The sequence below is a fragment of the Caulobacter sp. DWR3-1-2 genome, from assembly GCF_049896225.1.
Classification (GTDB): domain Bacteria; phylum Pseudomonadota; class Alphaproteobacteria; order Caulobacterales; family Caulobacteraceae; genus Caulobacter.
On the sequence record NZ_JAFCTW010000004.1, the window covers coordinates 16,047 to 42,146 of the forward strand.

Below are 26,100 nucleotides of genomic sequence, written 5' to 3' on the forward strand. Positions count from 1 at the left end.
GCCTTGAAGGTGAAGACTTATGCTTAACGATTCCTTGAGGGCCGCGCGCGAGGATGCGCGAACCGTCGGGAGATCTGTCTTCATGTGTCGCAAGCGCGCGCTCCTCGCAACCGTTCTCGCCCCCCTCCTGGCATCGAGCCTGCTGATGGGCGCGATGGCCCATGCCGCCGACAAGCCGGCGCTCGGCGCCGCGACGGCCGCCGCCGCGTCGCCGCCGCGCAAGGCCAGCCCTGAACAGCGGCTCGAGATGCGCCGCGCCGATCCCCTGAGCCGCGCGGCCTTCTGGTCGAACGAACTGGAGCGGGACGGCCGCGACCTGGAGGCCGGCGTGGGCCTGTCCCAGGCGTTGCGCGCGCTGGGCCGCTACGACGAGGCCGCCGATGCGGCCAGCCGCGTGCTGATCGGCGCGCCGGACAATTACGACGCCCTGATGGAACTGGCCCGGGCCAATATCGAGCGCGGCCAGGGCTTCTACGCCATCGACCCGGCTCGCAGGGCCGCCGTCCTGCAGCCGCGCGACTGGCGCCCCCAATCCCTGCTCGGCGTGGCCTATGAGCAGGCCAAGCGCGACGACGAGGCCATGGCGGCTCACCGCCAGGCCGTGGCCCTGGCCCCGGCCGAGGCTGCGGCCCTGGCCAACCTGGCCATGCATCTGGCCCAGGGCGGCGACCTGACCGGCGCCGAAGCCATGCTGCGCCGGGCCTCGGCCCTGCCCACCGCCACCATCCAGGTGCGCCAGAACCTGGCCCTGGTCGTCGGCTTGCAAGGCCGGCTGGACGAGGCCGAGCGCCTGGCCCGCCAGGACCTGCCGCCGGAGCTGGTGGACAACAACCTCGCCTGGCTCCGCGCCGCCGTCGGCCAGACCAGCCCCACCCGCTCGTGGGACGCGATGAAGGCCGGCGGGTAGGGGTTTCTCCTTCTCCCGCAAGGGAAGAAGGAAGATTCCGTCACCTTACTGTCAGGACCGACCCGTCAATGCCGACGACCATGACCCGCTGACCCGTCGCCGGCGGCAGGCCGTCCTGGACTACGGCGGCCCATTCCTTGCCGTCGGCGAACACCCGGCCGCGGCCGTGCTCGAACGCCGCGACCACCTCGCAGTCGCGGCCGATCAGCCGCAGGGTCGGGTCGTTGAGGTCGGGATGCTGGGGGCCTTCCAGCACCGGCTGCAGAAAGCGCCTCGCCAGATAGGTTGTGGCGATGGTCAGGGCCGCGAACAGGGCGATCTCGATCGGCGGACCGGGCGAGACGGCCAGGGTCAGCAGCCCGACCAGGCCAGCGCTGGCGGCCGGCCAAAGCAGCCAGCCGGTGCCGGTGGCCACCTCGACCGCCAGGAAGATCGCGCCCACCGCCAGCCAGACCCAGAACGGATGCGTCGCATAGAACAGCATCAGGCCGTGCATGGGCTCAGACTCCGCGCTTGGGCGTCGGCGGCACGACGGTGCGCGCCGCGTCGCTGCCGCCCAGGGTCTTCAGCAGCTCGGCCACGCCCGCCACCGTGCCGGTCAGCCCGGCGAAGTCGGCCGGCACGATCACGGTCTTGGCGTTGGGCGACTTGGCCAGCTCGCCGAAGGCCTCGACATATTTCTGGGCGATGAAGTAGTTGATGGCGTTGACGTCGCCCTTGGCGATGGCTTCGGACACGAAGGCCGTCGCCTTGGCCTCGGCCTCGGCTTCCCGCTCGCGGGCCTCGGCGTCGCGGAAGGCGGCCTCGCGACGGCCCTCGGCCTGCAGGATGGCCGACTGCTTCTGACCCTCGGCGCGGGCGATCTGCGACTGCTTTTCGCCCTCGGCCTCGGTGATCACCGCCCGTTTCTCGCGCTCGGCCTTCATCTGGCGGGCCATGGCGTTGGTGATGTCCGGCGGCGGTGTCAGGTCCTTGATCTCGATCCGGGTGACCTTGACGCCCCAAGGGCCGGTGGCGTGGTCGATGGTGGTCAGCAGCCGGGTGTTGATCTGGTCGCGCTGGCTCAGCACCTCGTCCAGCTCCATCGAGCCGACCACGGTGCGCAGGTTGGTCTGGGCCAGCTGGGTGATGGCGTACATCAGGTTGTCGACGCGGTAGGCGGCCTGGGACGCGTCCATCACCTGGATGAACACGATGCCGTCGACCTTCACCGAGACATTGTCCTTGGTGATGACCTCCTGCTGGGGAACGTCGAGCACCTGCTCCATCATGTTGACCCGCCGGCCGATGGTCTCGGCGAAGGGGGTCAGGATGCTGATGCCGGGCTTGAGGGTTCGGGTGTAGCGTCCGAACCGCTCGACGGTGAACTCGCGCCCCTGCGGCACGATCTTGATCACATTGATCACCAGGAAGATGGCCAGGACCACCAGCACCAGCGGCACGATGAATGACATCACGACAAGCCCTCCCACAACCGTTGGAGGGAGACTAGCGCGCCGCTCCGTCGTCCGCCACGGAATCCGGCGCCGGAGCGCTGGCGGATGCGTTCCGCATCGACTGGGCCAACCGGGTCGAGAGCGCCTGGCCCTTGCGGGCCACGGTATGCTCGGCCTGGCGGCTGGCGTCGTCGCATTCGACGAACTGGCCCTGACGCGCGGCGAAGCCGGTGTTGAACTTGTCGCGCAATTGGGCGTCGAAGGCCTGGTCGGCCTTTTCCACCTGCGTCAGCCGCATCATCCGAGACCGCCAATATTGATCGCCGACTCCTTCGCAGACCTGCCGCAGGGCGTGGCTCTCGCCGATGGTGAAGGCCAGGTCCAGCAAACGTTGACGCTCGACCGCGCCGCGGTCTTGGGCCAGGACCGCACCCTCCGGGGCCAGCATGGCGAGCGCCAGGAGCGCGGAAATCAACGGACGGTTCATGGCCGCACTATCCTCATCGCCGGCGGCTTTGTCACCGTCACACGCGCGTTGAGTGAACCGCGTGGCCAAATCACGACTCACACAGGCCTTGCGAACGCCACGGATCGGAGCGACCCTGTGGATAAGTGGGGGAACGCACCGCAGGGAGGTCGACATGACTGAAGTGCATTACGGCGTGGTTCGCGTCGGAGAGACCTGGGCGATCATCGGCGATCAACTTCGGGTCGGCGCCTATTCGACGCGGCTTCAGGCCGAGACCGCAGCCCGCAGCCTGGCCGAACAGGCCACCGGCTTGGGCCTCCCCGTCCAGATGCATCTGCAGGACGACACCGGCGAACTGCTGCATCCAACGCTGCTGAGCTGATTTCCCTTCCGTTGTCATCCCCGACAAGGCCCGAAGGGCCGCCGGTCCTAAATGACAAACGAGGAATGTTCAGGCCGCTTCGCCCTCCGCATCCTCGTCGCTGCCGCCGCCGAACAGCAGCCCTCGCAGCGTCTTGATTACCTGGGCCGCCGACGCCAGGAAGCCCACCACCGAGGCCGCTACCTGGAACATCGCCCAGACAGCGCCGGCCAAAGGGCTGTCGGTGAATAGCGCGATCAGCGGATAGATGATCTGGCTGACGACGATGCGGAATTGCGCGTAGGCCATCGAATACTCGATCACCACCCCGCCGATCGCCGCCACCACCAGAACCGCCAGCACCGGCGCCCACAGCAGGGGCAGCACCAGCAACAGGCCCAGAGCGACCACCAGGGTCTTGGTCGGCAGGGCCGCGCGCGACACCGCCGTGGCCCCGACTCCATAAAGCATCGCACCGCCCAGCAGCAGGAAACCGACAGGCAAAACCAGGTCGGCGACGTCCACGAGATCCAGTCCGGCCACCAGACTGGTCGCCGCCGCGATGATCAGGACCAACAGGAAGGCGCCCAGCCACAGGGCGCTGTACTGGCTGAGCCGATGCCGGATAATGGCGCGATCGCGCATGGTGTCATCTCCCCCGAGAACCCGCTGTCAGGCGACCGGAAGCGTGACCGAGAAACCCGCGTTCGTCGACCGGAAACCAGTGGGCAGGAAACCCATTGCGCCGCCGCGCGCTTCTTATGCGCGAAAGTTTGACTGTCCTCCTGGGCAATCAAAGGGGAGCGACATGGCCGACACCGCCGAACTCACCACCTTGGGTCAAACCAGCCTGCTGGCCGGCTGTGAAGGCAACCGGTTGCTGGCCGCCCTGCGTCCTAGCGACCTGGCGCAACTGGCCCCGTACCTGAAGTCGATGAGCTTGACTGCCGGCGCGGTTCTGTTCGAGGCGGGCGAGGACATTCATACGACGATCTTTCCCTGCTATTCGACCATGGCCTCGCTGTTGGTAGTCACCCGCGACGGCGACGAGATCGAGGTCGCCTCCATCGGTCGCGAAGGGGCGATCGGCGGCATCGTCAGCGCCGGCTTCAAGCCCGCCTACGGACGCGCCATCATCCGCATTCCGGGCGCTGCGATAGCGATCCCGACCGTGCGGCTGGAGGAGGCCAAGATCCGCTCGCCCGCCTTGCACGACCTGTTTTCGCGCTATGCCGACGTGCTGTTGGCTCAGATGATGCAGTCCTCGGCCTGCAACGCCCTGCATAGCATCGACCAGCGCATGTGCCGCTGGCTGTTGTCGACCCACGACCGGGCCAACCAGTCGACGATCCGCCTGACCCAGGAAACCCTGGCCGACATGCTGGGCGTGCAACGCACCACCGTCACCGCCGTGGCCAAGGCCCTGCAGGATGAAGGCTTGATCCGCACCGGCCGCGGCAAGATCGAGATCCTCGACCGCGCCAAGCTGGAACGTCGGGCCTGTGAGTGCCACGGCCAGGTCGAGGCGCATTTCCAGCGGCTGCTGCCGGAAATGAAGGTTTAATCCTTCTCCCCTTGCCGAAGAAGGTGGGCCGCGAAGCGGGTCGGATGAGGGGTCGCGCCGTCCTATCCACCGCCGTGCGCAGCTGATCTGGTCTTCGACCCCTCATCCGTCGGCTGCGCCGGCACCTTCTCCCGCAAGGAGAGAAGGATCAGGATCTCAATCCCGCCACCCGCCCGATCGTCGCCTCCGCCTCGGCCATCACCCGCCGCACGATCTCGCCTGCCGGCAAGACCTCGCGGATGCCGCCTGCGCTCTGCCCCATGGCGAAGCAGGACTTGTCGGCGTCGAGTCCCTCGATCTGACCGGCTATGCCGCCCAAGGCCCCGGCCTGGATGCTGATCATGGCCTGGCGCGGAAAGGCCTGGATATCGCCGGGCCGCGCTTCCCAGTCCTCGACCCAGGCATTCTTGCGCACCCTCATCGGCTTGCCGGAATAGGACCGGGTGCGGACGGTGTCCTCGTCCGCCGCTTCCAGCACCGCCTGACGGTAGAGATCGCCGGCGTGCGCCTCGGCGGAGGCGATGAACCGGGTGCCCATCCAGACGCCCTGCGCCCCCAGGGCCAGCGCGGCGGCCAGGCCACGGCCATCGAAAATGCCGCCCGCCGCCACCACCGGAATCTCAACGGCGTCCACCGCCTGGGCGACCAGCGGCAGGGTCCCCACCAGGCCGGTGTGGCCCCCGCCCTCGCCGCCTTGGCAGATCACCGCGTCGCAGCCGGCCTGCTCGGCCTTGACCGCATGTTTCACCGCCCCGCAAACCACCATCACCTTCAGACCCGCCGCCTTCAGCCGGGCGATGATCGGCAGGGGCACCCCAAGTCCGGCGATGAAGGATGAGGCCCCGCCGGCGATGATGACCTCAACGGCGTCGGTCAGGGCGTCGGGGGTGGCGGCCAGCAGGTCGACGCCGAACGGCTTGTCGGTCAGGGCGCGGACCTCGCGCATCTGCTCGCGAATGAAGTCGGGCGTGGTCCCGGCCATGCCGAGCACGCCGTATCCGCCGGCGTTGGAGACGGCCGCCGCCAGCGGGGCGTAGGAAACCCCGCCCATGCCAGCCAGCAGGATCGGATGCTCGACGCCGAGCAGGTCGCACAGCGGGGTGTGCAAGGTCATCAGAATCCTCCTGTTTTTTCGGAGGATGGGCGCTGGGGTCGTGACGGCAAGCGTGCCGCGAGGTCAGTCGCGGTTTCGTCTAGTCCCGCCGCAGGACGTCCGGCTGCGCCTCGGCTTCCGACGTCCAAAAGCAGGCGGCCATCGAGGTCAGGATCATGGCGATCAGGGCCAGCATGCCTCTGGGCGGCGCCAGGGCCACGACGTCTTGCGGGGTCATTTCTCGTTTCCTCCCGCCGACGCCCAAGTCTGATGCTCGATCTGCCGACGAGAGAAGCTTCCCACAGCCCTAAATTTTCGCAAGTGCCTTATTTATAAGGATATTTTATGGACCGCGCCGTCCAGTTTTCATCAGAAGATGGAATAGGCCCCGTCGATCACGAAGGTGTCGCCCGAGTGGTAGCTCGAAGCGTCCGAGGCCAGATAGACGGCGATGCCGCCGAAGTCCGCCGGCTGGCCCCAGCGCCGGGCGGGCACCCGGGGAATGACCTTTTCGGCGAAGGCGGGATTGTCCTGCGCGCCTTGGGTCATGTCGGTGGCGATCCAGCCGGGCAGGATGGCGTTGGCCCGCACCCCGTAGCGGGCGTGCTCGACGGCCACCGACTTCATCATCGAGATCACCCCGCCCTTGGTGGCGGCATAGGCCTGGTTGCGGGCCGCGCCCTCGATGGCGGCCAGCGAGGCCACCCCGACGATGGAGCCGCCAGCATCGCCCGATTTCGCCCGCTCTGCCATGTGGCGGCAGGCCTCGCGGAAGGTGAAAAACACCCCGTCGAGGTTCACGGCCAGAGTCTTGCGGTAGGTCTCGGTCTTCATCTCGATAAAGCTGGGCGCGCCATAGCCGACCCCGGCATTGGCGATCACGCTGTCGAGCCGGCCCATGGCGGCCACGGCTTCCTCCATGCCCTCGCGGACCTGGTCTTCCTGGCTGACATCCACCGTCTGGGCCTTCACCCGAACGCCGTGCTCGAGCAACTTAGCCTCGGCGGCCTGGTTGCGCTCGGCATTGCTGCCCCAGATCACGATGTCGGATCCCGCCTGGGCCAGGGCGCTGGCCATGCCCAGCCCGATGCCGCGATTGCCGCCGGTGACCAAGGCGACCTTGCCGGTCAGGTCGAAGGGTTGATAGGCCATGCGCGTTTCTCCCAAACGTTTGTTTGAGGAGAGCGGTTGTCGGCGGCGGCGTCAAGGACAGCGCGATTGACCCCATGCCGCCTCTCGCCTTAATCTGCGCCCAGGCTGATGCTGCCTGCCGCTCGCATCCTTCGGGAAGGGTGAAAGCATTGATCTTGCTGTCAGCGGATCCCTTTTGATCGGCGACCAAGTCGGCAATGCGAGCACCGATGAGGGATCGCCGAGTCGAAAAGGATCTCATGCCAACCATCGATCAGGCCAAGGCCCGCGAGTTCTATTGCGACTTCCTGGGCTTTTCGGTCGATTTCGAGCACCGGTTCGAAGCCGACATGCCGCTGTACATGGGCGTGTCGCGCACCGGAATGACCCTGCATCTGTCCGAGCACTATGGCGACGCCAGCCCCGGCGCAACCGTCTGTGCGCCCATGCTGGGCGTCCATGCCCTGCACAAGGAACTCAGCGACAAGAAGTACGGCGATGGCCGTCCTGGGATCGTGCGCGAGCCCTGGGGCGACGTGCTGACGGTGCACGACCCGTTCGGCAACCGCATCCGGTTTTCGCAGGACATGGGGGGCGCGTAGGTCCTCTCCCTGTGGGGGAGACGATCGCGCATTGATCGGTGGGGGGAGTTTAATGGTCGAAGATCCGAGCGGTGATCGTCCTATCACGCCCCCCACCGCCGGCTACGCCGACACCTCCCCCACAGGGCGAGGAGCTCTGCCTGGCGGACCTTTACGCGACCCACCACATTCACCTTCAATGACCTCCCCGCCCCCCTCACCCCGAAAGCGCCTGTCCCGTCCCGTCCGCTGGGCGCTGGACGGGTTGGGCGGAAGCCTGCTGGCGATCGGCGCGGTGGGGATCGTCACGCCCGGCCTGCCGACCACGGTGTTCTGGATCGGCGCGGTGCTGTGCTTCCTGAAGACCCGACCCCACGCGGTGCGGCCGCTGCTGCGCACACCCGTGATCGGGCCGGCCATTCGCTGGTACCTGCGCTGGCGGCCGTTTGGTGGGTCGAAAAAGAAGCGCCGAGCGCCTATCTAGCCCCAACCATGACCGACGCCGCCGACAATAACACCGAGACCGAGCCTCGCCGCGCCCTGAGCAACCGCCGGGTGCTCGGCTTCATCATGCGCTTCTGGCTGCGCCGGAAAGGCCTGTTGCTGGCGGGCGTGGGCCTGACCTTGCTGGCCATCGGCTTCGATCTGGCGCTGCCCTGGGCGTCTGGTCAATTGATCGACACCGTGACCAAGGGCCCCTCGGCCGTCGACGCGGCCTGGGTGGCGTGGGCGATGTTCGTGGGCGTCTATCTGGGCTTCTCGCTGATCCGCAACCTGGCCATGCGGTTCTGGATCCCGCTGGCCGCCCGCAACATGGAAGAGATGACCAACGAGGGTTACGCCCGCGTCCAGGCCTTCTCGTCCGACTGGCACGCCGACAGCTTCGCCGGCGCCACGGTGCGCAAGCTGACCCGGGCGATGTGGGGCTATGACAGCGTGACCGACGCGGTGACCATCTGGCTGGCGCCCAGCGTCATCGTGCTGCTGGGCCTCTCCCTGATGCTGCTGGTCCGCCAGCCCCTGGCCGGCGCCGTCGCCCTGGTGGTGGTGATCGCCTATATCGTCGTCAATGTGGTGGTCACCACGCGCTATGTGCGGCCCGCCAACCTGAAGTCCAACGCCCTGGATTCGCTGATCGGGGCCAGCCTGGCCGACGCCGTGACCTCCAACCCCACGGTCAAGAGCTTCGGCGCCGAGACCCGCGAGGCCGCGCGCGTCGCCGTGGTGACCGCCGCCTGGCGCGACGCGGTGATGGTCACCTGGCACAAGTTCACCAATGTCTGGCTGGGCCAGAACCTGCTGCTGGTGCTGCTGCAAGCCGGGCTGACGGCGGCGATGATCCATGCCTGGTCGCGCGGGACGGCGACGCCCGGCGACGTGGCCTTCGCCATCACCGCCTTCATGCTGATGAGCGGCTATCTGCGCAACATGGGCGAGAACATCCGCATGCTGCAGAAGGGCCTGGACGACACCGAGGACCTGGCCGCCTGGGAAGGCCTGCCGCCGCAGATCGCCGACGTGCTGGACGCCCCGGACTTCAAGCCCAACACGGGGAAGGAGGGCCCGGGCGCCATCGCCTTCGAGAACGTGACCTTCCGCTACAAGGCGGCGGGTTCGCCGCTGTACGACCACTTCTCGCTGACCATCGCGCCGGGCGAGCGGGTGGCGCTGGTCGGGCCGACGGGCTCGGGCAAGTCGACCTTCGTCAAGCTGGTCCAGCGTCTGCACGACCTGCAGGGCGGCCGCATCGTCATCGACGGTCAGGACGTGGCCGAGGTGACCCAAGGCAGCCTGCGCCGCGCCATCGCCGTGGTGCCGCAGGACCCGGCCCTTTTCCACCGCTCCCTGCGCGACAACATCGCCTATGGCCGGCCCGGCGCCACCGACGAAGAGGTGATCGCTGCGGCGACCAAGGCGCGCGCCCACGACTTCATCCTCAAGCTGCCCCAGGGCTACGACACCCTGGTGGGCGAGCGCGGCATCAAGCTGTCGGGCGGCGAGCGCCAGCGCGTGGCCATCGCCCGCGCCTTCTTGACCGACGCCCCGATCCTGGTGATGGACGAGGCGACGTCCTCGCTCGACGTCGAGACCGAGGGCCAGGTGCAAGAAGCCGCCGAGGCCCTGATGGCCGGCCGCACCACCATCGTCATCGCCCACCGCCTCTCCACCGTTCGCGGCGCCGACCGCATCCTGGTCTTCCAGAACGGCCGGGTGGTCGAGGAGGGCCGGCACGGGGACCTGAAGGCGGCGGGCGGGGTGTATGCGCGGCTCAATGCGGTCTCGGAGGGGGTGGGTTAGAACCTTCGCCTACATCTACAACCCGCTCATCCCGGCGAATGCCGGGATGAGCGGAAATGGAGAAATGAAATGCGTTAGAACGCGTCCTCCAAAATCCACCCTTCGCAAGCCGGATCCCTCGGCGTGAGGTGCAGGCGGTGACCACCGATCTCGATATCGGTATGCGGCTTGGCTGGAACGACCCGGGCCGGCCCCGTCTTAAGCAGGCCCCGCAGTCCGTCGTTGCTGCAAGACGCCGAGGTGCGGGCAATTTCCTCCCATTCACCGGCGGGGTCGCTCTTGTATACGCCCATGCGATCGCTTGTTGAAAAGAGGACTTCATCCACGCCGTCGCCATCGACATCAATCAGCAGGGCGCTGCAGCCACGACCGCTGGAGAGGCAAAGCGCGTTGAGGTCTCTGCCAAAGGTCTTTTCGATAAAGCCTTCCGGCAGTTTCCGCCCTTGCGGATAGACTTGAACCTCAGCCACAGCCTGGGCGGAAGGCTTGTCATTACCTTTCGAAAGTTCATAGGGGCTGTTGGCCTCAAGCGCCTTGGCGGCGGGGGCGTTGACCGTAGCGTTCCTGTCCTTGCCCAAAGCTATCAGGGCGTCACGGCCAACACGACCGCCCTGGAAGCGTAGGAAGGCGTAGTCGAACGTCTCAGGTTTGACCTTCCCGACTCTAAGCCGCCCCACTTGGTCCTCCACCGACAACCGCCTCGGATCCGCCACCGGCGTGCAAAGCGCCAGCAGCACGGCGATCACCGCGAAGGCCATGGCGATGTTGGTGACCTCCAGCGTCCGCATCCAGTCGCCCGGCCGCACGGCGGCGATCGCGTAGCCGACCGCATGGCCGGCCGCGATCAGCAGGCAGGCCGCCGCGATGATCCGGTCGGGGCTCAGGCCGTATTGGCCGATGCGCAGGCTCAGGCCGTAGGCCGCCAGCACCGTGATCGGGACCAGCAGCACCCCGGCCAGTCGCGCCGCCCATTTCAGCACCAGGGCGGTCTTCTCGGTCCCGTCCTGATAGGCGGCGTTGGTCAGCAGGATCAGGAAGGCGTCGGCGGTGAGCAATATGGCGGTGGCGCTGCGGGTCTTCCACAGCGGCTCGAGGCCGGTGAAGGGCAGGGTCAGCAGGAAGGCCGCGGCGATCAGGGTCATCAGCGGCAGCAGCCAGGCCAGCAGGGTCAGGGCCACGGTGCGCACGCCGCGCACCAGATTGGCCCGCACGTCGGTCAGCTGCACGGCGGCGGCGAACATCACGGCGGTGGCGGGGAAGGCGAACCACTCGTGCCGGATCAGCTTGTCGATGGCGTCGACGCCGATCAGCTTGAACAGGGCCGAGGCCAGGAACAGCAGCAGCCAGAAGGCGCCGGTGAAGCCCAGCGACAGCACCGCCTGCACCCCGTGCTTCCAGGTCACGTCGAAATAGGCCTCGTAGCGCGCGATGCGCCTGCGCTCCAGGTCAGCGGGCTCGACGAGGTGATGGCCGATGAAGATCAAGGCGGCGATCGCGAAGACCGTCAGCGGTCCCAGGCCGTTAACCCCTTCGGCGGCGGGATCGCCGCTCCACACGCCATAGGCCCCAAGCCCGGCGGCGAGGATCGCGGCCACGGCCTTCCAGACGACCAGGGTCCGCCAGCGCAGGGCCGCGACCCCGGCCTGCACCACGAACGGCGCGAACAGGAAGACCATCAGCAGGGCGGCGAACAACTCGCGCTGGGTCGCCGGCCAGACCTTGGACTTGTCGGCTTGCCAGAGCCCGTACAGCAGCAGGCCCTGGGCCAGGCCCGTGGCCAGGCGGATGATCGTGGCTCGGCGGACGGCCCCAGGCTCGGGCGAGGGATCGGCGGGAGCGGCGTCGTGAAAGGCGTCGGTCATCTTGCTGCAACCTCGAATGTCGTGGGGCTAGAGATCACGCCGGGCGAGCGGCGCCTAGGGCCAAGCTTGTCGGCGCGTGCTTGCGACGACGCGGGGACGCCTCTAGGTTCTGCCGTTCAGGAGCGCCTCATGGCCTATCGCAGCTTGCGCGAATTCATCGCCGTCCTCGAGGCGCAGGGCGAGCTTGTCCGGGTGAGCGAGCCGGTCTCGACCGTGCTGGAGATGACCGAGATCCAGACGCGGCTGCTGGCCACCGGCGGGCCGGCGGTGCTGTTCGAACACGTCATCCTGCCCGACGGCACGCGCTCGCCGATGCCGGCGCTCGCCAACCTGTTCGGCACCGTCAAGCGGGTGGCCATGGGCGTCACCCTGGGCGGCGAGCCGCGCACCACGGCGGGCGAACTGCGCGAGGTCGGCGAGCTGCTGGCCTTCCTGCGCCAGCCCGCGCCGCCCAAGGGGTTGAAGGACGCGCTCGACATGCTGCCCCTGGCCCGCACCGTCATGGCCATGCGGCCAGGCACGGTGAAGAAGGCTCCGGTGCAGGAGGTGGTCCTGACCGGCGACCAGATCGACCTGTCCAAACTGCCCGTGCAGACCTGCTGGCCGGGCGAGCCGGCGCCGCTGATCACCTGGCCGCTGGTCGTCACCAAGGGCCCGGGCAAGGACCGCGAGGACGACTTCAACCTGGGCATCTACCGCATGCAGGTGATCGGCAAGGACCGCTGCATCATGCGCTGGCTGGCCCATCGCGGTGGAGCCCAGCACTATGCCCGCCACAAGAAGGCGGGGAAGCGCGAGCCCCTGCCCGCCTGCGCCGTGCTGGGCGCCGATCCCGGCACCATCCTGGCCGCCGTGACGCCGGTGCCCGACACCCTGTCGGAGTACCAGTTCGCCGGCTTGCTGCGCGGCGCCAAGGTCGATCTGGTGGCCGCCAAGACCGTGCCGCTGATGGTGCCCGCCCATGCGGAGATCGTGCTCGAGGGCCACGTCCTGCTCGATGAGTATGCGGACGAGGGTCCCTACGGCGACCACACCGGCTATTACAACAGCGTCGAGAAGTTCCCGGTCTTCCAGGTGACGGCCATCACCATGCGCAAGGACCCGATCTACCTGACCACCTTCACCGGCCGTCCGCCGGACGAACCGTCCGTGCTCGGAGAGGCGTTGAACGAGGTGTTCATCCCGCTGTTGCGCCAGCAGTTCCCGGAGATCGTCGACTTCTGGCTGCCGCCCGAGGGCTGTAGCTACCGCATCGCCGTGGTGTCGATGAAGAAGGCCTATCCCGGCCACGCCAAGCGGGTGATGCTGGGCGTCTGGAGCTATCTGCGCCAGTTCATGTACACCAAGTGGGTGATCGTCGTGGACCACGACATCAACGCCCGCGACTGGAAGGACGTGATGTGGGCCATCAGCACCAAGATGGATCCCGCCCGGGACATCACGGTGATCGAGAACACCCCCATCGACTATCTCGACTTCGCCAGCCCCGAGAGCGGCCTGGGCTCGAAGATCGGCCTCGACGCCACCGACAAGCTGCCCCCCGAAACCCACCGCGAGTGGGGCGAGGAGATCCGCATGGACCAGGCGGTGATCGACGCGGTGAGCGAGAAGTGGGCCCGGCTGGGCTTGCCGGGGGGCGGCAAGCCGATCTGGAAATAGGGGCAAATGGGTATCGAGAAACTCTGGGACGGGCTGCCTAAGGACGCACTGAAGCTGGCGTTGGCGCTGCATCCGTACACGCGGGTTCAAGTCTTGTGGCAACCCGCGAACACCGCGCAGTTCTTTTTCATCCGCATCAGCGTCGGCAAACCAACGACTTACCTCTTGCTTGAGGGTCGAGACGGCCAGACCGCGAGTTTGGCGAACTACGATCATGATTTCGACGTCGTCTGGGTCGGCGTTGATCGCGATGAATGGGACCTCTCGGATGCGTCTCACAGAGCTAAAGCTTTTCCGCTGGTAAGGGCCGAGGCCGTGCGCCGCGCCGCTGGGGACAGCGAGTAGGCGATGTTGTGATGTCCCTCCAACGGAGGCGGCGTCATGCGATGCTCGGTGCTAAAGATCGGCGGTTCAGCGGGCGTAATCCTGCCTGAGCCTTTTCTCGCCAGGATCGGCACCGAGGTTGGCGACTCCGTGGACGTGGTGATGGAAGACGGCCGGATCATCATCGCCGCCGGCGGGCGCGCGCCGAAAAAGCATCCGCGCGACGGTTGGGAGGAGGAAGCCAGGGCTGGCCAAGGCGGGCCTGACCGAAGAAGAACGCGAATGGCTTGAAGCGCCGCTCAGGACCGAGGCCGACGCCGAGCTCAAATGGTGACATGTGCCAAGACAGTCCTCCCCCTGTGGGGCATGGGAGGAATTGAGCTGGCCGGCCAACGGCGCCATAGGTCGGCCATGAGCACCCTCTTCCCGCCCCCCGCCGACCAGACCGCCCTCGAGCGCGGGGCCGCCATCACGCCGCGCTTCGACGCCCAGGGCCTGATCGCCGCCATCGCCCAGCATGCCGATACCGGCGAGATCCTGATGTTCGCCTGGATGAACGACGAGGCGCTGAAGCGCACCCTCGACACCGGCGTCGCCCATTATTTCAGCCGCTCGCGAAACACGTTGTGGAAGAAGGGCGAGACCAGCGGCCAGCTGCAGATCGTCACGGAGCTGCGCATCGACTGCGACCAGGACGCGGTGCTGATCAAGGTGCGCCCGCAAGGCGACGGCGGGGCCTGCCACGTGGGCTTCCGCTCGTGCTTCTACCGCGTCTGGGAGAACGGTGCCTTGGTCGAGCGCGAGGCTTAGGGCTCTCTTCATCCGAAGCAGCCTGGACCTCCGTCGTGCAGGTGGCGGCGGCCTGATGTGCAGACGCCGTCACTTTCGCCACGGCTAGGCTGAAGGGCAGGCCTGCGGCAAACGCTCCAGACGCAAGACCGTGTCGCCCGCCATGAAGACCCGGAAGTACTGCCCGTCCCGGATCGTGTCGCCGGCGTTGTGGAAACCGGAACGCCAAGGGCTGCTATTGAAGTGCAAAGCCCTGCCCGCCACCGAGAGGTAGGTGTCGGCCACGCCGTGGACGCGCTCATGCACCACGCGCTCCACGCCCCTCGTACAGCCCTCAAGTGTGACGACCCTGTCGAAATGGAAATCCAGGTCAGCCTTGGCGGCCAGAAGAAACGGCAGCATCGCGGCGCCCAGCAGGAGGGCCGCCACGCCCACCATGACTCCGCCCTCGACCCGCTGCATCGAATTGATTTCCGAAATCGGCGCGCGCCGATTCAGCCAAAAACGCACTAGCGCCGCGATGAGCGCCACCACACCGATCGCGGCAAACCCGACGGAGAATTGTTCGAACGGCGACCTTGCGTCGAAGAGCACTTGCTGAATTGCCATCGCCCATCCCCGTCACTGGAGATCGGACTATCGGCTTAGTCGCGTGTCATCAACGCTATTGACCGTGCGCCGCGCCTTCGGCCTTGCGTCGTGTGTGAAGGCCGCTGACAAAACACAATGACCACCCTCCAAGCCCTGCTCGCGTTCAGCGTCGCCGCCGGCCTGCTGACCATCACGCCCGGCCTCGACACCGCCCTGGTGCTGCGCACGGCCGCCGCCGAGGGCTGGCGGCGCGCGGCCGCGACGGCGGTGGGAATCGGGTTGGGCTGCCTGGCTTGGGGCGCGGCCGCGGCTTTTGGGGCGGGCGCGCTGCTGGTCGCCTCCCAAACCGCCTACACGATCCTGAAGTGGACCGGCGCGGCCTATCTGGTCTGGCTGGGCGTTAATCTACTGATCACACCCCGCGCCAGCTTCGACACCTCGGCGGACGAGGCCGCGACGGCCGGCGGGTTGCTCGCGGCCTTGGCCAAGGGGTTCTGGAACAACCTGCTGAACCCCAAGGTCGGGGTGTTCTACGTGTCGTTCCTACCACAGTTCATCCCGACCGGCGCCAGCCCCGCAGTCTTTGGCGTGCTGCTGGCGTCCCTGCACGTGGTGATGGGGCTGGTCTGGTCAGGTGGACTGATCCTGGCCACCGCGCCGATCGCTCGGGCGCTGCGCAAGCCGGGCGTGGTGAAGGGGCTGGACCGGGTGACAGGCGGGGTGTTCGTCGCGTTCGGGGTGCGGATCGCGCTCGAGCGGCGGTAGGCGCCGCTGACACCCCGTCCGTCGGCTTCGCCGCCACCTCCCCCGTGAAACGGGGGTAGGAGAAGAACGCTCTCACTCCTCACCCGCGAAGCGGGGAAGGTGGGCGATGCGAATACACATCGTGACGGAGGGGGTGTCCGGCGTTGGACGCCTACCCCTCGGCCAAACCCTTCACCCCGCCCTCGCCATCCGGCGTCACCACGAAGCGCTTCAGCACCTTAGTCTCGTAAGTTTCCGACAGAATCGTCGAGACCGCCATCAGCTCACCGGTCGCCCGGCCGTGCTCCAGGGTCAGTAGCAGATAGCCCTTGGCGGCGTGGTCGGTGAACTTGACCTCCTTGTTGCGGGCCACGAAGGCCTTGCCGATCGGGGCGCCGGGCAGGTAGTCGCTGTAGCCGGGGGAGGTCACCGAGGTGACCCCGAACTCGGCCGCCACCCGCGTCGTGCCCGCGTCGTCCCACAGCTCGTTGGCCCAGAAGGCGTGACTGTCGCCAGAGAGCACGATCGGGCGGGCCTGGCTGGCCTTGAAGATGTCGTAGACGCGCTGGCGGTCGGCCGGATAGCCGTCCCAGGCGTCAAGATTGGAGGGCGTGTCGATCGCCGCCAAGGCGCGGCTCTGCTCGACCGCCTTGGCGAGATAGGGCGGCAGCTTGGCCAGCAGGTCGGCAAAGGCCGGCTCGCCCATGGTCGCCTTGAGATCGGCGTTGGCTACCCGGGCCATCACCACCTGGTTGCCCAGCACCTGCCAGGCGGTTCCGCTCTTGACCGAACCATCGACCTCCCGAGCCAGCCACTGTTCCTGGCCCTGGCCCATCATCCGCCGGGCGGGGTCCTTCAGCTTGACGGCGAAGGCGGCGAAGTCCGGCTTGCCGTCGGCCCCGGCCAGATGGTGCGAATAGTCCAGCTGGTGGGTGCGGGCCGTCAGGCGGGTCTCGGTCATCAGCAAGGTGGCGACATCGCCGAACTGGAAGCCGCGCCACGAGGCCTCGGGCAGGGCGCCGGCCACCGGCTCGCGGATCGGCATCCATTCGTAATAGGCCTTGATGCCGGCGGCCTTGCGCTTGGCCCAATCGCCCTCCGTCGCCGGTTGATGGTTCTCGGCCCCGCCCACCCAGCTGTTGTCCGCGGTCTCGTGGTCGTCCCAGACCACGATCCAGGGCGCGCGGGCGTGGGCGGCCTGGGCGGCGCGATCACTCTTGTGCTGGGCGTGGCGCAGGCGATAGTCGGCCAGGCTGAGCAGCTCGTGCGGCGGGTTGGGGATCCGGGTCTTGGCGGTGGGCGAGGCCATGCCGTACTGATCGGGCGCCGCGCCATATTCGTAGATGTAGTCGCCTAGGTGCAGCACGGCGTCGACACGCGGCAGCTTGGCGATCGCGTCATAGGCGTTGAAATAGCCGGCCGGATAGAGGCTGCACGACACCACCGCCAGCACCACGTCCTTGGTCGGCCCAACCGGCAGGGTCCGGGTACGACCGACAACCGCCTCGCCCACGGCCTTGCCGTTCACCGCCTGGCGGAAGCGGTAGACATAGTCGGTGGCCGGCTTCAGGCCGATGACGTCGATTTTGACCGTGTTGTCGCGCGAGGCGTCGGCGGTGGCTTGGCCTTGCTTGACGATGTTTTTGAAGGCCGGGTCGGTCGCCACCTCCCAGCGCACGCCGACCGGGGCCTTGGCGTCCGGCGCGGTCACCCGCGTCCACAGGATGACCCGGTCAGACAGCGGGTCGCCCGAGGCGACACCATGGTCAAAGCGCGCCAGGCCTGCGTGCAAACCCTGGGGCGTGGCGGCCATCGCCTCGCCGGCCGCGCCCGCGCCGCCGAAACCGAAGAGGGTCAAGGCTCTGCGTCGATCGATATTCATGGTCGTGTTCCCCGGAAATCACGGCAGCGCTAGGTCTTGTTGTGCGTTAGCCTCAACACACAACAATCGGATGACGCACGCATGTCCAGTGAAGGCCTCCACGTTCCGCGCGAAAAGCTGCGCGGCAAGACCCTCAACCAGCACTACGCCATCACATCCTTGATCGAAGAGCTCGAGGCGGTGGATTGGTACCGTCAGCGCGCGGACGACTGTGACGACGAGGAGCTACGCAAGATCCTGCTGCACAACGCCCGCGAAGAGCTCGAGCACGCGGCCATGGTGCTGGAATGGCTGCGCCGCAGCGATCCGGAGACCGACGAGCAGTTAAAGAAATACCTGTTCAAGGACGGCTCGATCACTGGCCAAGAGGAAGAGGCCGAAAGCAAGTAGCCGCCGATGGGGACAGGCGCATGCGCCTGTCCCCAATCTCGTCCTAGTACCGCAGCGCGGCCGTCACGCCGTAATAGCGCGGGTTGCCGGCGATGAAGGTGGGAATGCCGAAGGCGTCACCGGTGTTGCCGGCGTCCTTGACGTATTTCTCGTCGGTGGCGTTGGTGACGAACGCCCCGACCTTCCAGCTGGCAAACGACGGCTGATATTCGAGCCGCAGGTCCAGCAAGCCGTAGCTGCTCTGGAATTCGTCGCGCGCCGTGTCGGGCAGCAGGTTGCTGACCTGCAGGGCGGCGATGTCGTTGTCGTCCGAGAAATAGACCTTCGACTGCCAGGTATAGGTCGGGGTGAAGGTGAAGCGCCCGCGCAGGGCGTCGGCGTGCAGGCTGGAGCCGATCGAGGCCTTGTAGTCGGGCGATAGCCGGAAGCGGTTGCCTTCGTAGATTCCGGTGTCGAACCGGCCGTGGGTGTAGCCGAAGGTCGCGAAGAGCTCGGCGAACGAGGCCGCCGCCCAGGTCGTCTGGCCCTCGAAGCCATAGGACTTGGCCTTGCCGGCATTGGTGGTCACCGGCTTGGCGTTGACCAGGATCGTGGTCTGGAAGTTGTCGTAGTCATAGGCGTAGACCGCGCCTTCCAGGGTCAGGCGACCGCCCATCGCGCGGGTCTTGGCCCCCACCTCGAAGGAATCCACGGTCTCAGCCGAGACCGGCGTGAACCGCGCCGGGCCGCCGGGCGCGGCGGGTTGGCCAACCGACAGCACATCGGGCCGCCGACCGCGGGCATAGGAGGCGTAGAGGCTGGTGCCCGTCGTCGGCTTGTAGCGGCCGACCAGGCGCCAGGTCAGGCCCTCGTCCGAGAAGTCCTGCGAGAAGATGTCGCCATTGTTGGTGGTCGGCTGCGAAACGATGCCGAACATCGGCACGGGATAGCCGGCCGAGGTCGGGATGGTCGCGGCGCCCGGCACGGCCATGGCTTGCAACAGGCCAGGACGCTGGGCTGCGGGGATCGACGACAGGGCGATCAGCCCGCCCAGGATCGAGCGATCCTCGACGCTGGAGGCGTAGCCGCTGGTCTTGTCGTCGTGGGTGTAGCGCAGGCCGGCCGAGATCTCGAACTGCTCGCTCAGCCGCCAGGTGGCGTCGCCATAGACGTCGAACGACTCGGTCTTGCCGTAGTTGGTGTAGCTTTCGCGGTGGACATGCAGGTTGTTGGCGATGCCGGGCAGCAGCGGGGCCAGCGGGCTGGTCGCGCCGATGCCGGTCAGACCGCCCACCAGCGCGGTCAGCACGGCGGGGTTGGTCAGCAAACCGGTCGGCTGGGCGTTGGGCTTGCTCAGATAGCCGGTGATCAAGGCCAGGGCGTAGCGCTCGTCGATCTGCGACGGCACGCTGGTCCGGGCGTCCTCGTTGAAATAGCTGACGCCCGCGAAGCCGCTGATCGGACCGCCGGCGTCGTAGTTGAGACGGAACTCCTGGCTGTATTGCTTGCCGCGTGCGTCTTCGGCGAAGGTCAGCATTGGCAGGGAGAAGCCGTCCGGATCGAAGGTCTCTGTGCTCTGGAACCGGCGAGCGGCGGTGATCGACGACAGCTTGAAGGCGTCGTTGAGGCTGTAGTCGACCAAGACCGTAGCGCCCGAGACGAAGCGCTTGAGGCCCAACTTCGCGCCACCGTTGAAGCCTGCGCCGGCCGACAGGGCCGCGCCATTGTTGGGGTCGCGATCGCCCAGCACCGCGCCGGTCGTCGGATCGGTGGGGTTGAAGCTGTTGGACTTGAACGAGGTCCCCGTCGGGTGGTCGGCCTCGTAATTGATGATCAGGTCGGCGTTCAGCCGGCTGGTCGGCGACCAATGGGCCGAGAACCGCAGGGCGCCCGTATCGGTCGAGCCCAAGGTCCGGCCGGTCAGCAGGTTCTCGATCGGCCCCTTGCGCTCCTTGTAGCGACCCGCCAGCCGCACGGCGAAGGTGTCGCTGAGCGGCACATTGGCCATGCCCTCGAACAACCCGTAGCCGTCATTGCCGACTTCCGTCGCCACGCGCCAGTCCAGGGCCTTGGGGTCGGCCTTGTTCTGGATGACATTGACCGCGCCGATCAGCGCCCCACGACCATAGAGGGTCGATTGCGGACCCTTGGCGATCTCGATGCGCTGGATGTCGAACAGCTCGATATAGGAGCCTCGCGACTTGGAGATCGACACGCCGTCCTGGAACACCGACACCCGCGGCTCGGTGGTGGCGTCACCGCTGTCGGAGGTGACGCCGCGCATCACGAAACCAGGGTTGTTGGGCGACTGGTTCTGGACCTGGAAGCCGGGCACGAAAAGCGACAGCTTGTCGAATTCCTGGACGCCCAGCCTGTCGAGCATGGCGCCCGAATAGGCGGTCAAGGCGATCGGCACGTCGAGCACCTTCTGCTCGCGCTTCTGGGCGGTGACCACCAGTTCCTCGACGACGCTGGGTTCAGCGGTGGCCGCAGGCGTAAGATCGGCGGCCCAGACTTGGCCGGCGGTCAGGGCCAGGCCGCTGGCGGCGGCCATGAGCAAGGTGGTGCGGATCGCGCGCATCGACTATCCCCTTCATACGCTGAACTTCGAACCTGAGCCGGTAGGCGCGGGCGATGTCGGCGCCGCGACAAACCCGTGACGGAGCCGTGAAGCCGCTGGTCCAGCCCCCCGATCCCCCGCTCGGAGACGAGATCGAGGACCCAGACGCCTTGGAAACGGGCATGCCGGCCGGTGAGACCCTGCGGATCGAGATCGGCCCCGACCTGGCCGGCCAGCGGCTGGACAAGGCCTTGGCCACCGCCGCTCCGACCCTTTCACGGGCTCGCCTGCAAGCCCTGATGGCGGAGGGCCAGGTGTCGCTGGCGATCCCCGGCAAGACGCCCGTCCCGCTGACCAGCGGCTCGGCCAAGGCCGTGGCCGGGACCTATGCGGTCAACATCCCGCCCCCGACCGCCGCCGAGCCCCTGCCCGAGAACATCCCGCTGAGCGTGCTCTATGAGGATGCTTATCTGATCGTCATCGACAAGCCCGCCGGCATGGCCGCCCACCCGGCGCCGGGCTGCGAGACCGGCACCCTGGTTAACGCCCTGCTGCACCACTGCGGCGACAGCCTGTCGGGGATCGGCGGCGTCGCCCGCCCCGGCATCGTCCACCGGCTGGACAAGGAAACCTCCGGCGTGATGGTCGCGGCCAAGACCGACGCCGCCCACCAGGGCCTGTCGGCCCTGTTTGCCGAGCACGACATAGACCGCATGTACCTGGCCCTGACCCGCGGCGCGCCTAGCCCCGCCGTCGGCACGATCCAGACCCAACTGGGCCGCTCGCCGGGCGACCGCAAGAAGATGGCCGTCCTCAAGTCCGGCGGCCGAGAGGCGACCACCCACTACCGGGTCGAGAAGACCTTTGGCGGCGGCGGCAAGCACGCGCCCCTGGCGGCCCGCGTCGCCTGCCGGCTGGAGACCGGCCGCACCCACCAGATCCGCGTCCATATGGCCAGCAAGGGCAGCCCCTGCCTGGGCGACCCGGTCTATGGGGCCGGAGCCCCCGCTGCGCCGGTCAAGGCGGCGATCACGGAGATCGGGTTCGCCCGCCAAGCCCTGCACGCCGCCGTGCTGGGCTTCGTCCACCCGATCACCGGCCAGACCCTGCGGTTCGAGACGCCCCTGCCGCCGGACATGGCGGCGCTGGAGGCCGCCCTTGAAGCGCTGTGACTCCGCCACCAGCTTCGCCTTGCGGCCACGCAACATTCAGGCCCTAATTCGGCTCACGGCCGGGTCCAGGATGGATAGGTCGGAGGTCTTGTCCATGCTCGCGTCCCGTTTCGCCCTGGCTGTCGCATTTCTGGCCGCGCCGCTGGCCCTGCCCAGCCTGGCCGTGGCAGCTACTCCTGACGACGAGGTCGTGGCCACCGCCTCGCGCGTCGCCAAGCCGCCCACCGAAGCCGAGATCGCCAAGGCCCAGGCCGACGCGAAAGCCAAGGCCGAGGCCGCCCGCAATGCTGAGCCCGTGAGCACCCAGGACCAGGTCGCCGCCTGGCTGGCCGACGCGCCGCCGATCGAACGCGGCGGCGGCGGCCCCCTCGACTATGCGGCGCCGCCGAAAGTGGACGTCAATGGCTACGCCCTGGGTCCCGACGGCAAACGCCAGATGCACGGCGAGGCCGGGGTCAGCGTCGGCACCGGCGGCTATCGCAGCGCCTATGTCTCCACCCTGATCCCGATCGGCGAAGCCAGCACCTTGGGCGTCGCCGTTTCCAAGACCGAATACGGCAAGAACGGCCGGGGCTACGGGGGCGGCTACGGCGGCGGCTACGGCTATGACGGCTTGGGCTATGGCGGCTTGGGCTATGGCGGCTACGGCCGAGGCGGCGGCTCGCAGTCCTTGGCCCTGTCACTCGACATGCGCGGCGGCGGACGGTCACGCGACGACACGCCCGAAGGCTGCGCGCCAGGCTTCCGCGACGGCGATCGCTATGTCGAACCCGTCTGGGTGACCCAGATGCGCGGCGACGCCCGGAGTTGCACGGCGGCGGCCGAACGGCCCTAGCCCCGCGCGACCAATCGCCCCAATCTTGTTTCGGCGCGGACGACCTGGATCGGCGTTCGCCTATACTTAAGAGCTTGCGGTCAAGGTGCCGGCCTGGACCAGGCTCCAGGGCACTGTCGAGCGTACGCATGCAGCCGGAAATCACCGCTTTCCACCACCCCGCCACCGGGCGGGTGACCTATCTGCTGGTCGATCCAGCCACCCAGTTGTGCGCCTTCATCGACCCCGTGCTCGACTATGATCCCCAGACCCAGGCCGTCGATACGACCTTCATGGACGCCATCATCGCCGATATTCGGGCCAAGGACCTGGGTCCGACCTGGATCCTGGAGACCGGCGTGCATACCGGCCACCTGTCCGCCGCCGGTCATCTCAAATACGAGACGGGCGCCTCGATCTGCACCGGCGCGGGTGTCCTGGAAAGCCTCAAGCGCCTGGTCCCGGTGCTGGGATCCGACGGCGTCGATCTTGACGGCTGGGACTTCGACAAGCTGGCCCAAGACGGCGAGGTCCTGCCGATGGGCGGGATCGAGATCACCGCCATCGCCCTGCCGGGCCGCCTGCCCGGCGCCACCGCCTACCAGATCGGCGACGTGGTGTTCACCGGTTCCGCTATCCTGCCGCCGGACCAGGGTCTGGACGACAGCGACGCCCCCGGCGCCGACGCGGCCGGTCTGCACGCCGCCGCTAGGCGGTTGCTGGATCTGCCGCCTCACACTCGCCTGCTGACCGGCCAGGTCGGCGCCGAGGCCGACGCCTGGGAGGCCACTGTCGCCGACCACAGGACCACAAATATCGACGCCGGCGATTCCGTCCCCGCCGAGGCCTTCGTCGCCCGCCGCGCCGCCGCACCGCCGTCGCCCGGCCCGTTGGCGGCGCCCGCCCTGCAGGTGGGAATCCGCGCCTTCCGCCTGCCCCCGCAAGGCGACGACGGCCTGCGCTTCCCGCCGATCGATATCAGTTCCATTTAAAAACCCACTTGCGTGTCGGCCAGGCGATCCCTTAGATGCTTCGTACACGAAGCAGTGAGGACGCCGCATGGCCGATCAAGATTTCAGCGCTGCCCTGACCACCGCCCAGGCCGACAACCTGCCCGGTCTGTTGGGCCTGGAATGGAGCCATGCGACCCGAGGCTTGGTTAGGGGACGCTTCACTGTGGCCAGCCGCCATATGGCCCCCAACGGCTTTCTTCACGCCGCCAGCGTCATCGCCCTGGCCGACAGCGCCAGCGGCTATGGTTGCGTGACCTCCCTGCCGGAGGGCGCGACAGGCTTCACGACCATCGAGTTGAAGTCCAACTTCCTCGGCACCGCTCGCCAAGGCGAGGGCGTGGCCTGCGAGGCCAAGCTGCTCCACGGCGGCCGCAACACTCAGGTCTGGGACGCCCTCGTCACCCACGAGACCACCGGCAAGACCCTGGCGCTTTTCCGCTGCACCCAGATGATCCTTTACCCTCGGGCCTAGTCCGGTCGGAAACCGCGCCGCGCGACACAAAAGCGTGTCACAAGCCCTTGCGCTCTTCCGGCGGCGCCGCTAGGTATCCCGCCCTCACTCAAGGCCGCCCCCGGGCGGCCCCTGAAGACCCCCTGGAGAGGTGGCAGAGTGGTCGAATGTACCGCACTCGAAATGCGGCGTGCCTGGAAGGGCACCGTGGGTTCGAATCCCACCCTCTCCGCCACCATCCCGACATCAAAATCCACCCGCGACGACCATGCTTCGGCGCGGTAGCGTTCCATCCGCACATTGAGACGGGGAGCGCTGCGTGAGCCTTGACGATGACGCGACGCCCGGCGCCACCCGCCCCTGGTGGAAGGACGCCGTTGTCTATCAGGTCTATCCACGCTCGTTCCTCGACACCAACGGCGACGGGATCGGCGATCTTCCTGGGGTCACCGCCCGGCTCGACTACCTGCAGGATCTCGGCGTCGATGTGGTGTGGCTCAGCCCGCACTTCGACAGCCCCAACGCCGACAACGGCTATGACATCCGCGACTATCGCCAGGTGATGGCGGACTTCGGGACCATGGCCGATTTCGACGCCATGCTGGCCGGGATGACGGCCCGTGGCATGCGGCTGATCATCGACCTGGTGGTCAATCACAGCAGCGACGAACACGCCTGGTTCGTCGAGAGCCGCAAGAGCCAGGACAACCCCTATCGCGACTACTACATCTGGCGCGACGGCAAGGATGGCGGTCCTCCCAACAACTATCACGCCTTCTTCGGAGGGCCAGCCTGGACGCTGGATCAGGCGACAGGCCAGTACTACCTGCACTATTTTGCCGCCAAGCAGCCGGACCTCAACTGGGAGAATCCCAAGGTCCGCGACGAGGTCCATGACCTGATGCGGTTCTGGCTCGACAAGGGGGTGTCGGGGTTCCGGATGGACGTCATCCCGTTCATCTCCAAGCAACCCGGCCTGCCCGACCTGACGCCCCAGGAGCGCCGCGCGCCGCAGTTCGTCTATGCCGCCGGGCCCAAGCTGCATGATTACCTGAGCGAGATGCGTCACGAGGTGTTGGCGCACTACGACACCCTGACGGTCGGCGAGGCGTTCGGGCTTACGCCCGACGCGGCCCAACACATGATGGACAGCCGCCGCAGCGAACTCGATCTGGTGTTCAATTTCGACATCGTGCGGATGGACATCGACGGCTGGCGCAAGACGTCCTGGACCCTGCCCCGACTCAAGGCGCTCTACAGCCAGCAGGACGCGGCGGCCGGGCCGTTCGGCTGGAACACGGTGTTCCTGTCCAACCACGACAATCCCCGAGCGGTTTCGCACTTCGGCGACGATGATCCCGAGTGGGTCGAGCGTTCGGCCAAGGTTCTGAACACCCTGATCCTCACCCAGCGCGGCACGCCGTTCCTCTATCAGGGCGACGAGCTGGGCATGACCAACTATCCGTTCCAGACCCTGGACGACTTCGACGACCTGGAGGTGTCCGGTCGCTGGCGCGACCTGCAGGGTCGGGTGTCGGAGGCGGAATATCTAGCCAATGCCCGGTCCATGGGCCGCGACAACGCCCGCACGCCTATGCAGTGGGCGGACGATCCACACGGCGGCTTCACGCTCGGGACGCCGTGGCTGGCGGTCAATCCCAACGCGGCGGCGATCAATGCGCGAGACCAGGCCGGGCGGGCAGACGCGGTGCTAAGCCACTGCCGCGACCTGATCGCGTTCCGGCGGGGGTCCGTCGATCTGCGGGAGGGGGATTATGAGGATCTGGATCCCGACCACGCGCAGGTCTTCGCCTATCGGCGCGGCGAAGGCTTGGTGGTGATGCTCAACTTCGGGCGGGCGGCGGTGGCTTACACGCTTCCCGACCACCTGACGGTGGAGGGCGTGGCGTTTGGCGAGGCGGTGGTCGAGGGTCGGATCGTGACGCTCGACGGGTGGACGTCGGTGATCCTGGCGATCCGGCTCTAATCACCAGACCTCCAAAAACGTTGTCATCCCGGACAAGCGCGTC

28 protein-coding genes and 1 tRNA gene are annotated in these 26,100 nt (G+C 67.4%); 18 read left to right on the forward strand and 11 right to left on the reverse strand.

Going from position 1 to position 26,100, the window contains the following annotated elements:
* Positions 1-82: 82 nt before the first annotated feature.
* Positions 83-907: a tetratricopeptide repeat protein gene (locus ACP696_RS06625; RefSeq protein ID WP_426011064.1), complete on the forward strand. Its 825-nt coding sequence runs from the start codon at positions 83-85 to the stop codon at positions 905-907.
* Between the two features lie 40 nt (positions 908-947).
* Here ACP696_RS06625 and ACP696_RS06630 read toward each other — a convergent pair whose 3' ends face one another.
* The 3 genes from ACP696_RS06630 to ACP696_RS06640 are packed head-to-tail and all read right to left on the reverse strand — an operon-like array spanning position 948 to position 2,830.
* Positions 948-1,403, reverse strand: coding sequence for an NfeD family protein (locus ACP696_RS06630; protein ID WP_426011062.1), 456 nt, complete (start codon positions 1,401-1,403; stop codon positions 948-950).
* Between the two features lie 4 nt (positions 1,404-1,407).
* The gene (locus tag ACP696_RS06635) at positions 1,408-2,361 is read right to left on the reverse strand and encodes an SPFH domain-containing protein (protein WP_426029985.1); all 954 of its coding nucleotides are present in this window, start codon (positions 2,359-2,361) and stop codon (positions 1,408-1,410) included.
* Between the two features lie 34 nt (positions 2,362-2,395).
* Positions 2,396-2,830: a TIGR02301 family protein gene (locus tag ACP696_RS06640; RefSeq protein ID WP_426011060.1), complete on the reverse strand. Its 435-nt coding sequence runs from the start codon at positions 2,828-2,830 to the stop codon at positions 2,396-2,398.
* Positions 2,831-2,984: 154 nt separating this feature from the next.
* Between ACP696_RS06640 and ACP696_RS06645 the strand changes: the two genes are divergently transcribed.
* Positions 2,985-3,194 carry a hypothetical protein gene (locus tag ACP696_RS06645; RefSeq protein WP_426011058.1) on the forward strand — a complete coding sequence of 70 codons (210 nt, stop codon included), beginning with the start codon at positions 2,985-2,987 and terminating at the stop codon, positions 3,192-3,194.
* Between the two features lie 69 nt (positions 3,195-3,263).
* Here the strand turns inward: ACP696_RS06645 and ACP696_RS06650 are convergent, their stop codons facing one another.
* On the reverse strand, positions 3,264-3,818 hold the full coding sequence (locus ACP696_RS06650; RefSeq protein WP_426011057.1) for a hypothetical protein: 555 nt from the start codon (positions 3,816-3,818) through the stop codon (positions 3,264-3,266).
* A 163-nt stretch (positions 3,819-3,981) separates the two neighbouring features.
* Here ACP696_RS06650 and ACP696_RS06655 point away from each other — a divergent pair, with 163 nt between their 5' ends.
* Positions 3,982-4,737, forward strand: a complete 756-nt coding sequence (locus ACP696_RS06655; RefSeq protein WP_426043593.1) for a Crp/Fnr family transcriptional regulator — start codon at positions 3,982-3,984, stop codon at positions 4,735-4,737.
* A 148-nt stretch (positions 4,738-4,885) separates the two neighbouring features.
* Here the strand turns inward: ACP696_RS06655 and ACP696_RS06660 are convergent, their stop codons facing one another.
* The 3 genes from ACP696_RS06660 to ACP696_RS06670 form a co-directional block, all read right to left on the reverse strand.
* Positions 4,886-5,851: an NAD(P)H-dependent flavin oxidoreductase gene (locus ACP696_RS06660; protein ID WP_426029877.1), complete on the reverse strand. Its 966-nt coding sequence runs from the start codon at positions 5,849-5,851 to the stop codon at positions 4,886-4,888.
* Between the two features lie 79 nt (positions 5,852-5,930).
* Positions 5,931-6,068: a hypothetical protein gene (locus ACP696_RS06665; protein ID WP_426011051.1), complete on the reverse strand. Its 138-nt coding sequence runs from the start codon at positions 6,066-6,068 to the stop codon at positions 5,931-5,933.
* Positions 6,069-6,199: 131 nt separating this feature from the next.
* Positions 6,200-6,982, reverse strand: a complete 783-nt coding sequence (locus tag ACP696_RS06670) for an SDR family NAD(P)-dependent oxidoreductase (protein ID WP_426011050.1) — start codon at positions 6,980-6,982, stop codon at positions 6,200-6,202.
* Positions 6,983-7,221: 239 nt separating this feature from the next.
* Here ACP696_RS06670 and ACP696_RS06675 point away from each other — a divergent pair, with 239 nt between their 5' ends.
* The 3 genes from ACP696_RS06675 to ACP696_RS06685 all read left to right on the forward strand — a co-directional run bounded on the left by ACP696_RS06675 (position 7,222) and on the right by ACP696_RS06685 (position 9,840).
* Entirely contained in the window at positions 7,222-7,563 is a 342-nt protein-coding gene (locus ACP696_RS06675) for a glyoxalase superfamily protein (RefSeq protein ID WP_426043594.1), read from the forward strand.
* A gap of 178 nt (positions 7,564-7,741) precedes the next feature.
* Positions 7,742-8,026 (forward strand): DUF454 family protein, encoded by a 285-nt coding sequence (locus ACP696_RS06680; protein ID WP_426011046.1) that lies wholly within the window; start codon positions 7,742-7,744, stop codon positions 8,024-8,026.
* Between the two features lie 8 nt (positions 8,027-8,034).
* Positions 8,035-9,840 (forward strand): ABC transporter ATP-binding protein, encoded by a 1,806-nt coding sequence (locus tag ACP696_RS06685; RefSeq protein WP_426011044.1) that lies wholly within the window; start codon positions 8,035-8,037, stop codon positions 9,838-9,840.
* 74 nt (positions 9,841-9,914) lie between these two features.
* Here ACP696_RS06685 and ACP696_RS06690 read toward each other — a convergent pair whose 3' ends face one another.
* Positions 9,915-11,702: a DUF4153 domain-containing protein gene (locus tag ACP696_RS06690; RefSeq protein WP_426011042.1), complete on the reverse strand. Its 1,788-nt coding sequence runs from the start codon at positions 11,700-11,702 to the stop codon at positions 9,915-9,917.
* Between the two features lie 129 nt (positions 11,703-11,831).
* On the opposite strand from ACP696_RS06690, the gene ACP696_RS06695 reads away from it, so the two are divergent.
* The 4 genes from ACP696_RS06695 (at position 11,832) to hisI (ending at position 14,495) form a co-directional block, all read left to right on the forward strand.
* Positions 11,832-13,361 (forward strand): UbiD family decarboxylase, encoded by a 1,530-nt coding sequence (locus tag ACP696_RS06695; protein WP_426011041.1) that lies wholly within the window; start codon positions 11,832-11,834, stop codon positions 13,359-13,361.
* Positions 13,362-13,367: 6 nt separating this feature from the next.
* Positions 13,368-13,706 (forward strand): hypothetical protein, encoded by a 339-nt coding sequence (locus ACP696_RS06700; RefSeq protein WP_426011040.1) that lies wholly within the window; start codon positions 13,368-13,370, stop codon positions 13,704-13,706.
* Positions 13,707-13,742: 36 nt separating this feature from the next.
* Positions 13,743-13,976 carry an AbrB/MazE/SpoVT family DNA-binding domain-containing protein gene (locus ACP696_RS06705; protein ID WP_426011038.1) on the forward strand — a complete coding sequence of 78 codons (234 nt, stop codon included), beginning with the start codon at positions 13,743-13,745 and terminating at the stop codon, positions 13,974-13,976.
* 120 nt (positions 13,977-14,096) lie between these two features.
* Positions 14,097-14,495, forward strand: a complete 399-nt coding sequence (gene hisI / locus ACP696_RS06710; protein ID WP_426011036.1) for a phosphoribosyl-AMP cyclohydrolase — start codon at positions 14,097-14,099, stop codon at positions 14,493-14,495.
* An 84-nt stretch (positions 14,496-14,579) separates the two neighbouring features.
* Here the strand turns inward: hisI and ACP696_RS06715 are convergent, their stop codons facing one another.
* Positions 14,580-15,083, reverse strand: coding sequence for a hypothetical protein (locus tag ACP696_RS06715; protein WP_426011034.1), 504 nt, complete (start codon positions 15,081-15,083; stop codon positions 14,580-14,582).
* Between the two features lie 117 nt (positions 15,084-15,200).
* On the opposite strand from ACP696_RS06715, the gene ACP696_RS06720 reads away from it, so the two are divergent.
* Positions 15,201-15,830 carry a LysE family translocator gene (locus ACP696_RS06720; RefSeq protein ID WP_426011033.1) on the forward strand — a complete coding sequence of 210 codons (630 nt, stop codon included), beginning with the start codon at positions 15,201-15,203 and terminating at the stop codon, positions 15,828-15,830.
* 151 nt (positions 15,831-15,981) lie between these two features.
* On the opposite strand, the gene ACP696_RS06725 is transcribed toward ACP696_RS06720, so the two are convergent.
* Positions 15,982-17,691: an alkaline phosphatase D family protein gene (locus tag ACP696_RS06725; RefSeq protein WP_426011031.1), complete on the reverse strand. Its 1,710-nt coding sequence runs from the start codon at positions 17,689-17,691 to the stop codon at positions 15,982-15,984.
* Positions 17,692-17,772: 81 nt separating this feature from the next.
* Here ACP696_RS06725 and ACP696_RS06730 point away from each other — a divergent pair, with 81 nt between their 5' ends.
* Entirely contained in the window at positions 17,773-18,081 is a 309-nt protein-coding gene (locus ACP696_RS06730; protein WP_426011029.1) for a ferritin family protein, read from the forward strand.
* A gap of 43 nt (positions 18,082-18,124) precedes the next feature.
* Here ACP696_RS06730 and ACP696_RS06735 read toward each other — a convergent pair whose 3' ends face one another.
* Positions 18,125-20,641 (reverse strand): TonB-dependent receptor, encoded by a 2,517-nt coding sequence (locus tag ACP696_RS06735; protein ID WP_426043595.1) that lies wholly within the window; start codon positions 20,639-20,641, stop codon positions 18,125-18,127.
* A gap of 161 nt (positions 20,642-20,802) precedes the next feature.
* On the opposite strand from ACP696_RS06735, the gene ACP696_RS06740 reads away from it, so the two are divergent.
* The 6 genes from ACP696_RS06740 (at position 20,803) to ACP696_RS06765 (ending at position 26,057) form a co-directional block, all read left to right on the forward strand.
* The gene (locus ACP696_RS06740) at positions 20,803-21,792 is read left to right on the forward strand and encodes an RluA family pseudouridine synthase (RefSeq protein ID WP_426011301.1); all 990 of its coding nucleotides are present in this window, start codon (positions 20,803-20,805) and stop codon (positions 21,790-21,792) included.
* Positions 21,793-21,886: 94 nt separating this feature from the next.
* Positions 21,887-22,627, forward strand: coding sequence for a hypothetical protein (locus ACP696_RS06745; RefSeq protein WP_426043596.1), 741 nt, complete (start codon positions 21,887-21,889; stop codon positions 22,625-22,627).
* 128 nt (positions 22,628-22,755) lie between these two features.
* Positions 22,756-23,598: an MBL fold metallo-hydrolase gene (locus tag ACP696_RS06750; protein WP_426011024.1), complete on the forward strand. Its 843-nt coding sequence runs from the start codon at positions 22,756-22,758 to the stop codon at positions 23,596-23,598.
* Between the two features lie 67 nt (positions 23,599-23,665).
* Positions 23,666-24,091: a PaaI family thioesterase gene (locus tag ACP696_RS06755; RefSeq protein ID WP_426011022.1), complete on the forward strand. Its 426-nt coding sequence runs from the start codon at positions 23,666-23,668 to the stop codon at positions 24,089-24,091.
* Positions 24,092-24,215: 124 nt separating this feature from the next.
* Positions 24,216-24,305 (forward strand) — tRNA-Ser (locus tag ACP696_RS06760).
* An 84-nt stretch (positions 24,306-24,389) separates the two neighbouring features.
* Positions 24,390-26,057: an alpha-glucosidase gene (locus tag ACP696_RS06765; protein ID WP_426011020.1), complete on the forward strand. Its 1,668-nt coding sequence runs from the start codon at positions 24,390-24,392 to the stop codon at positions 26,055-26,057.
* The last annotated feature ends 43 nt before the right edge of the window (positions 26,058-26,100 follow it).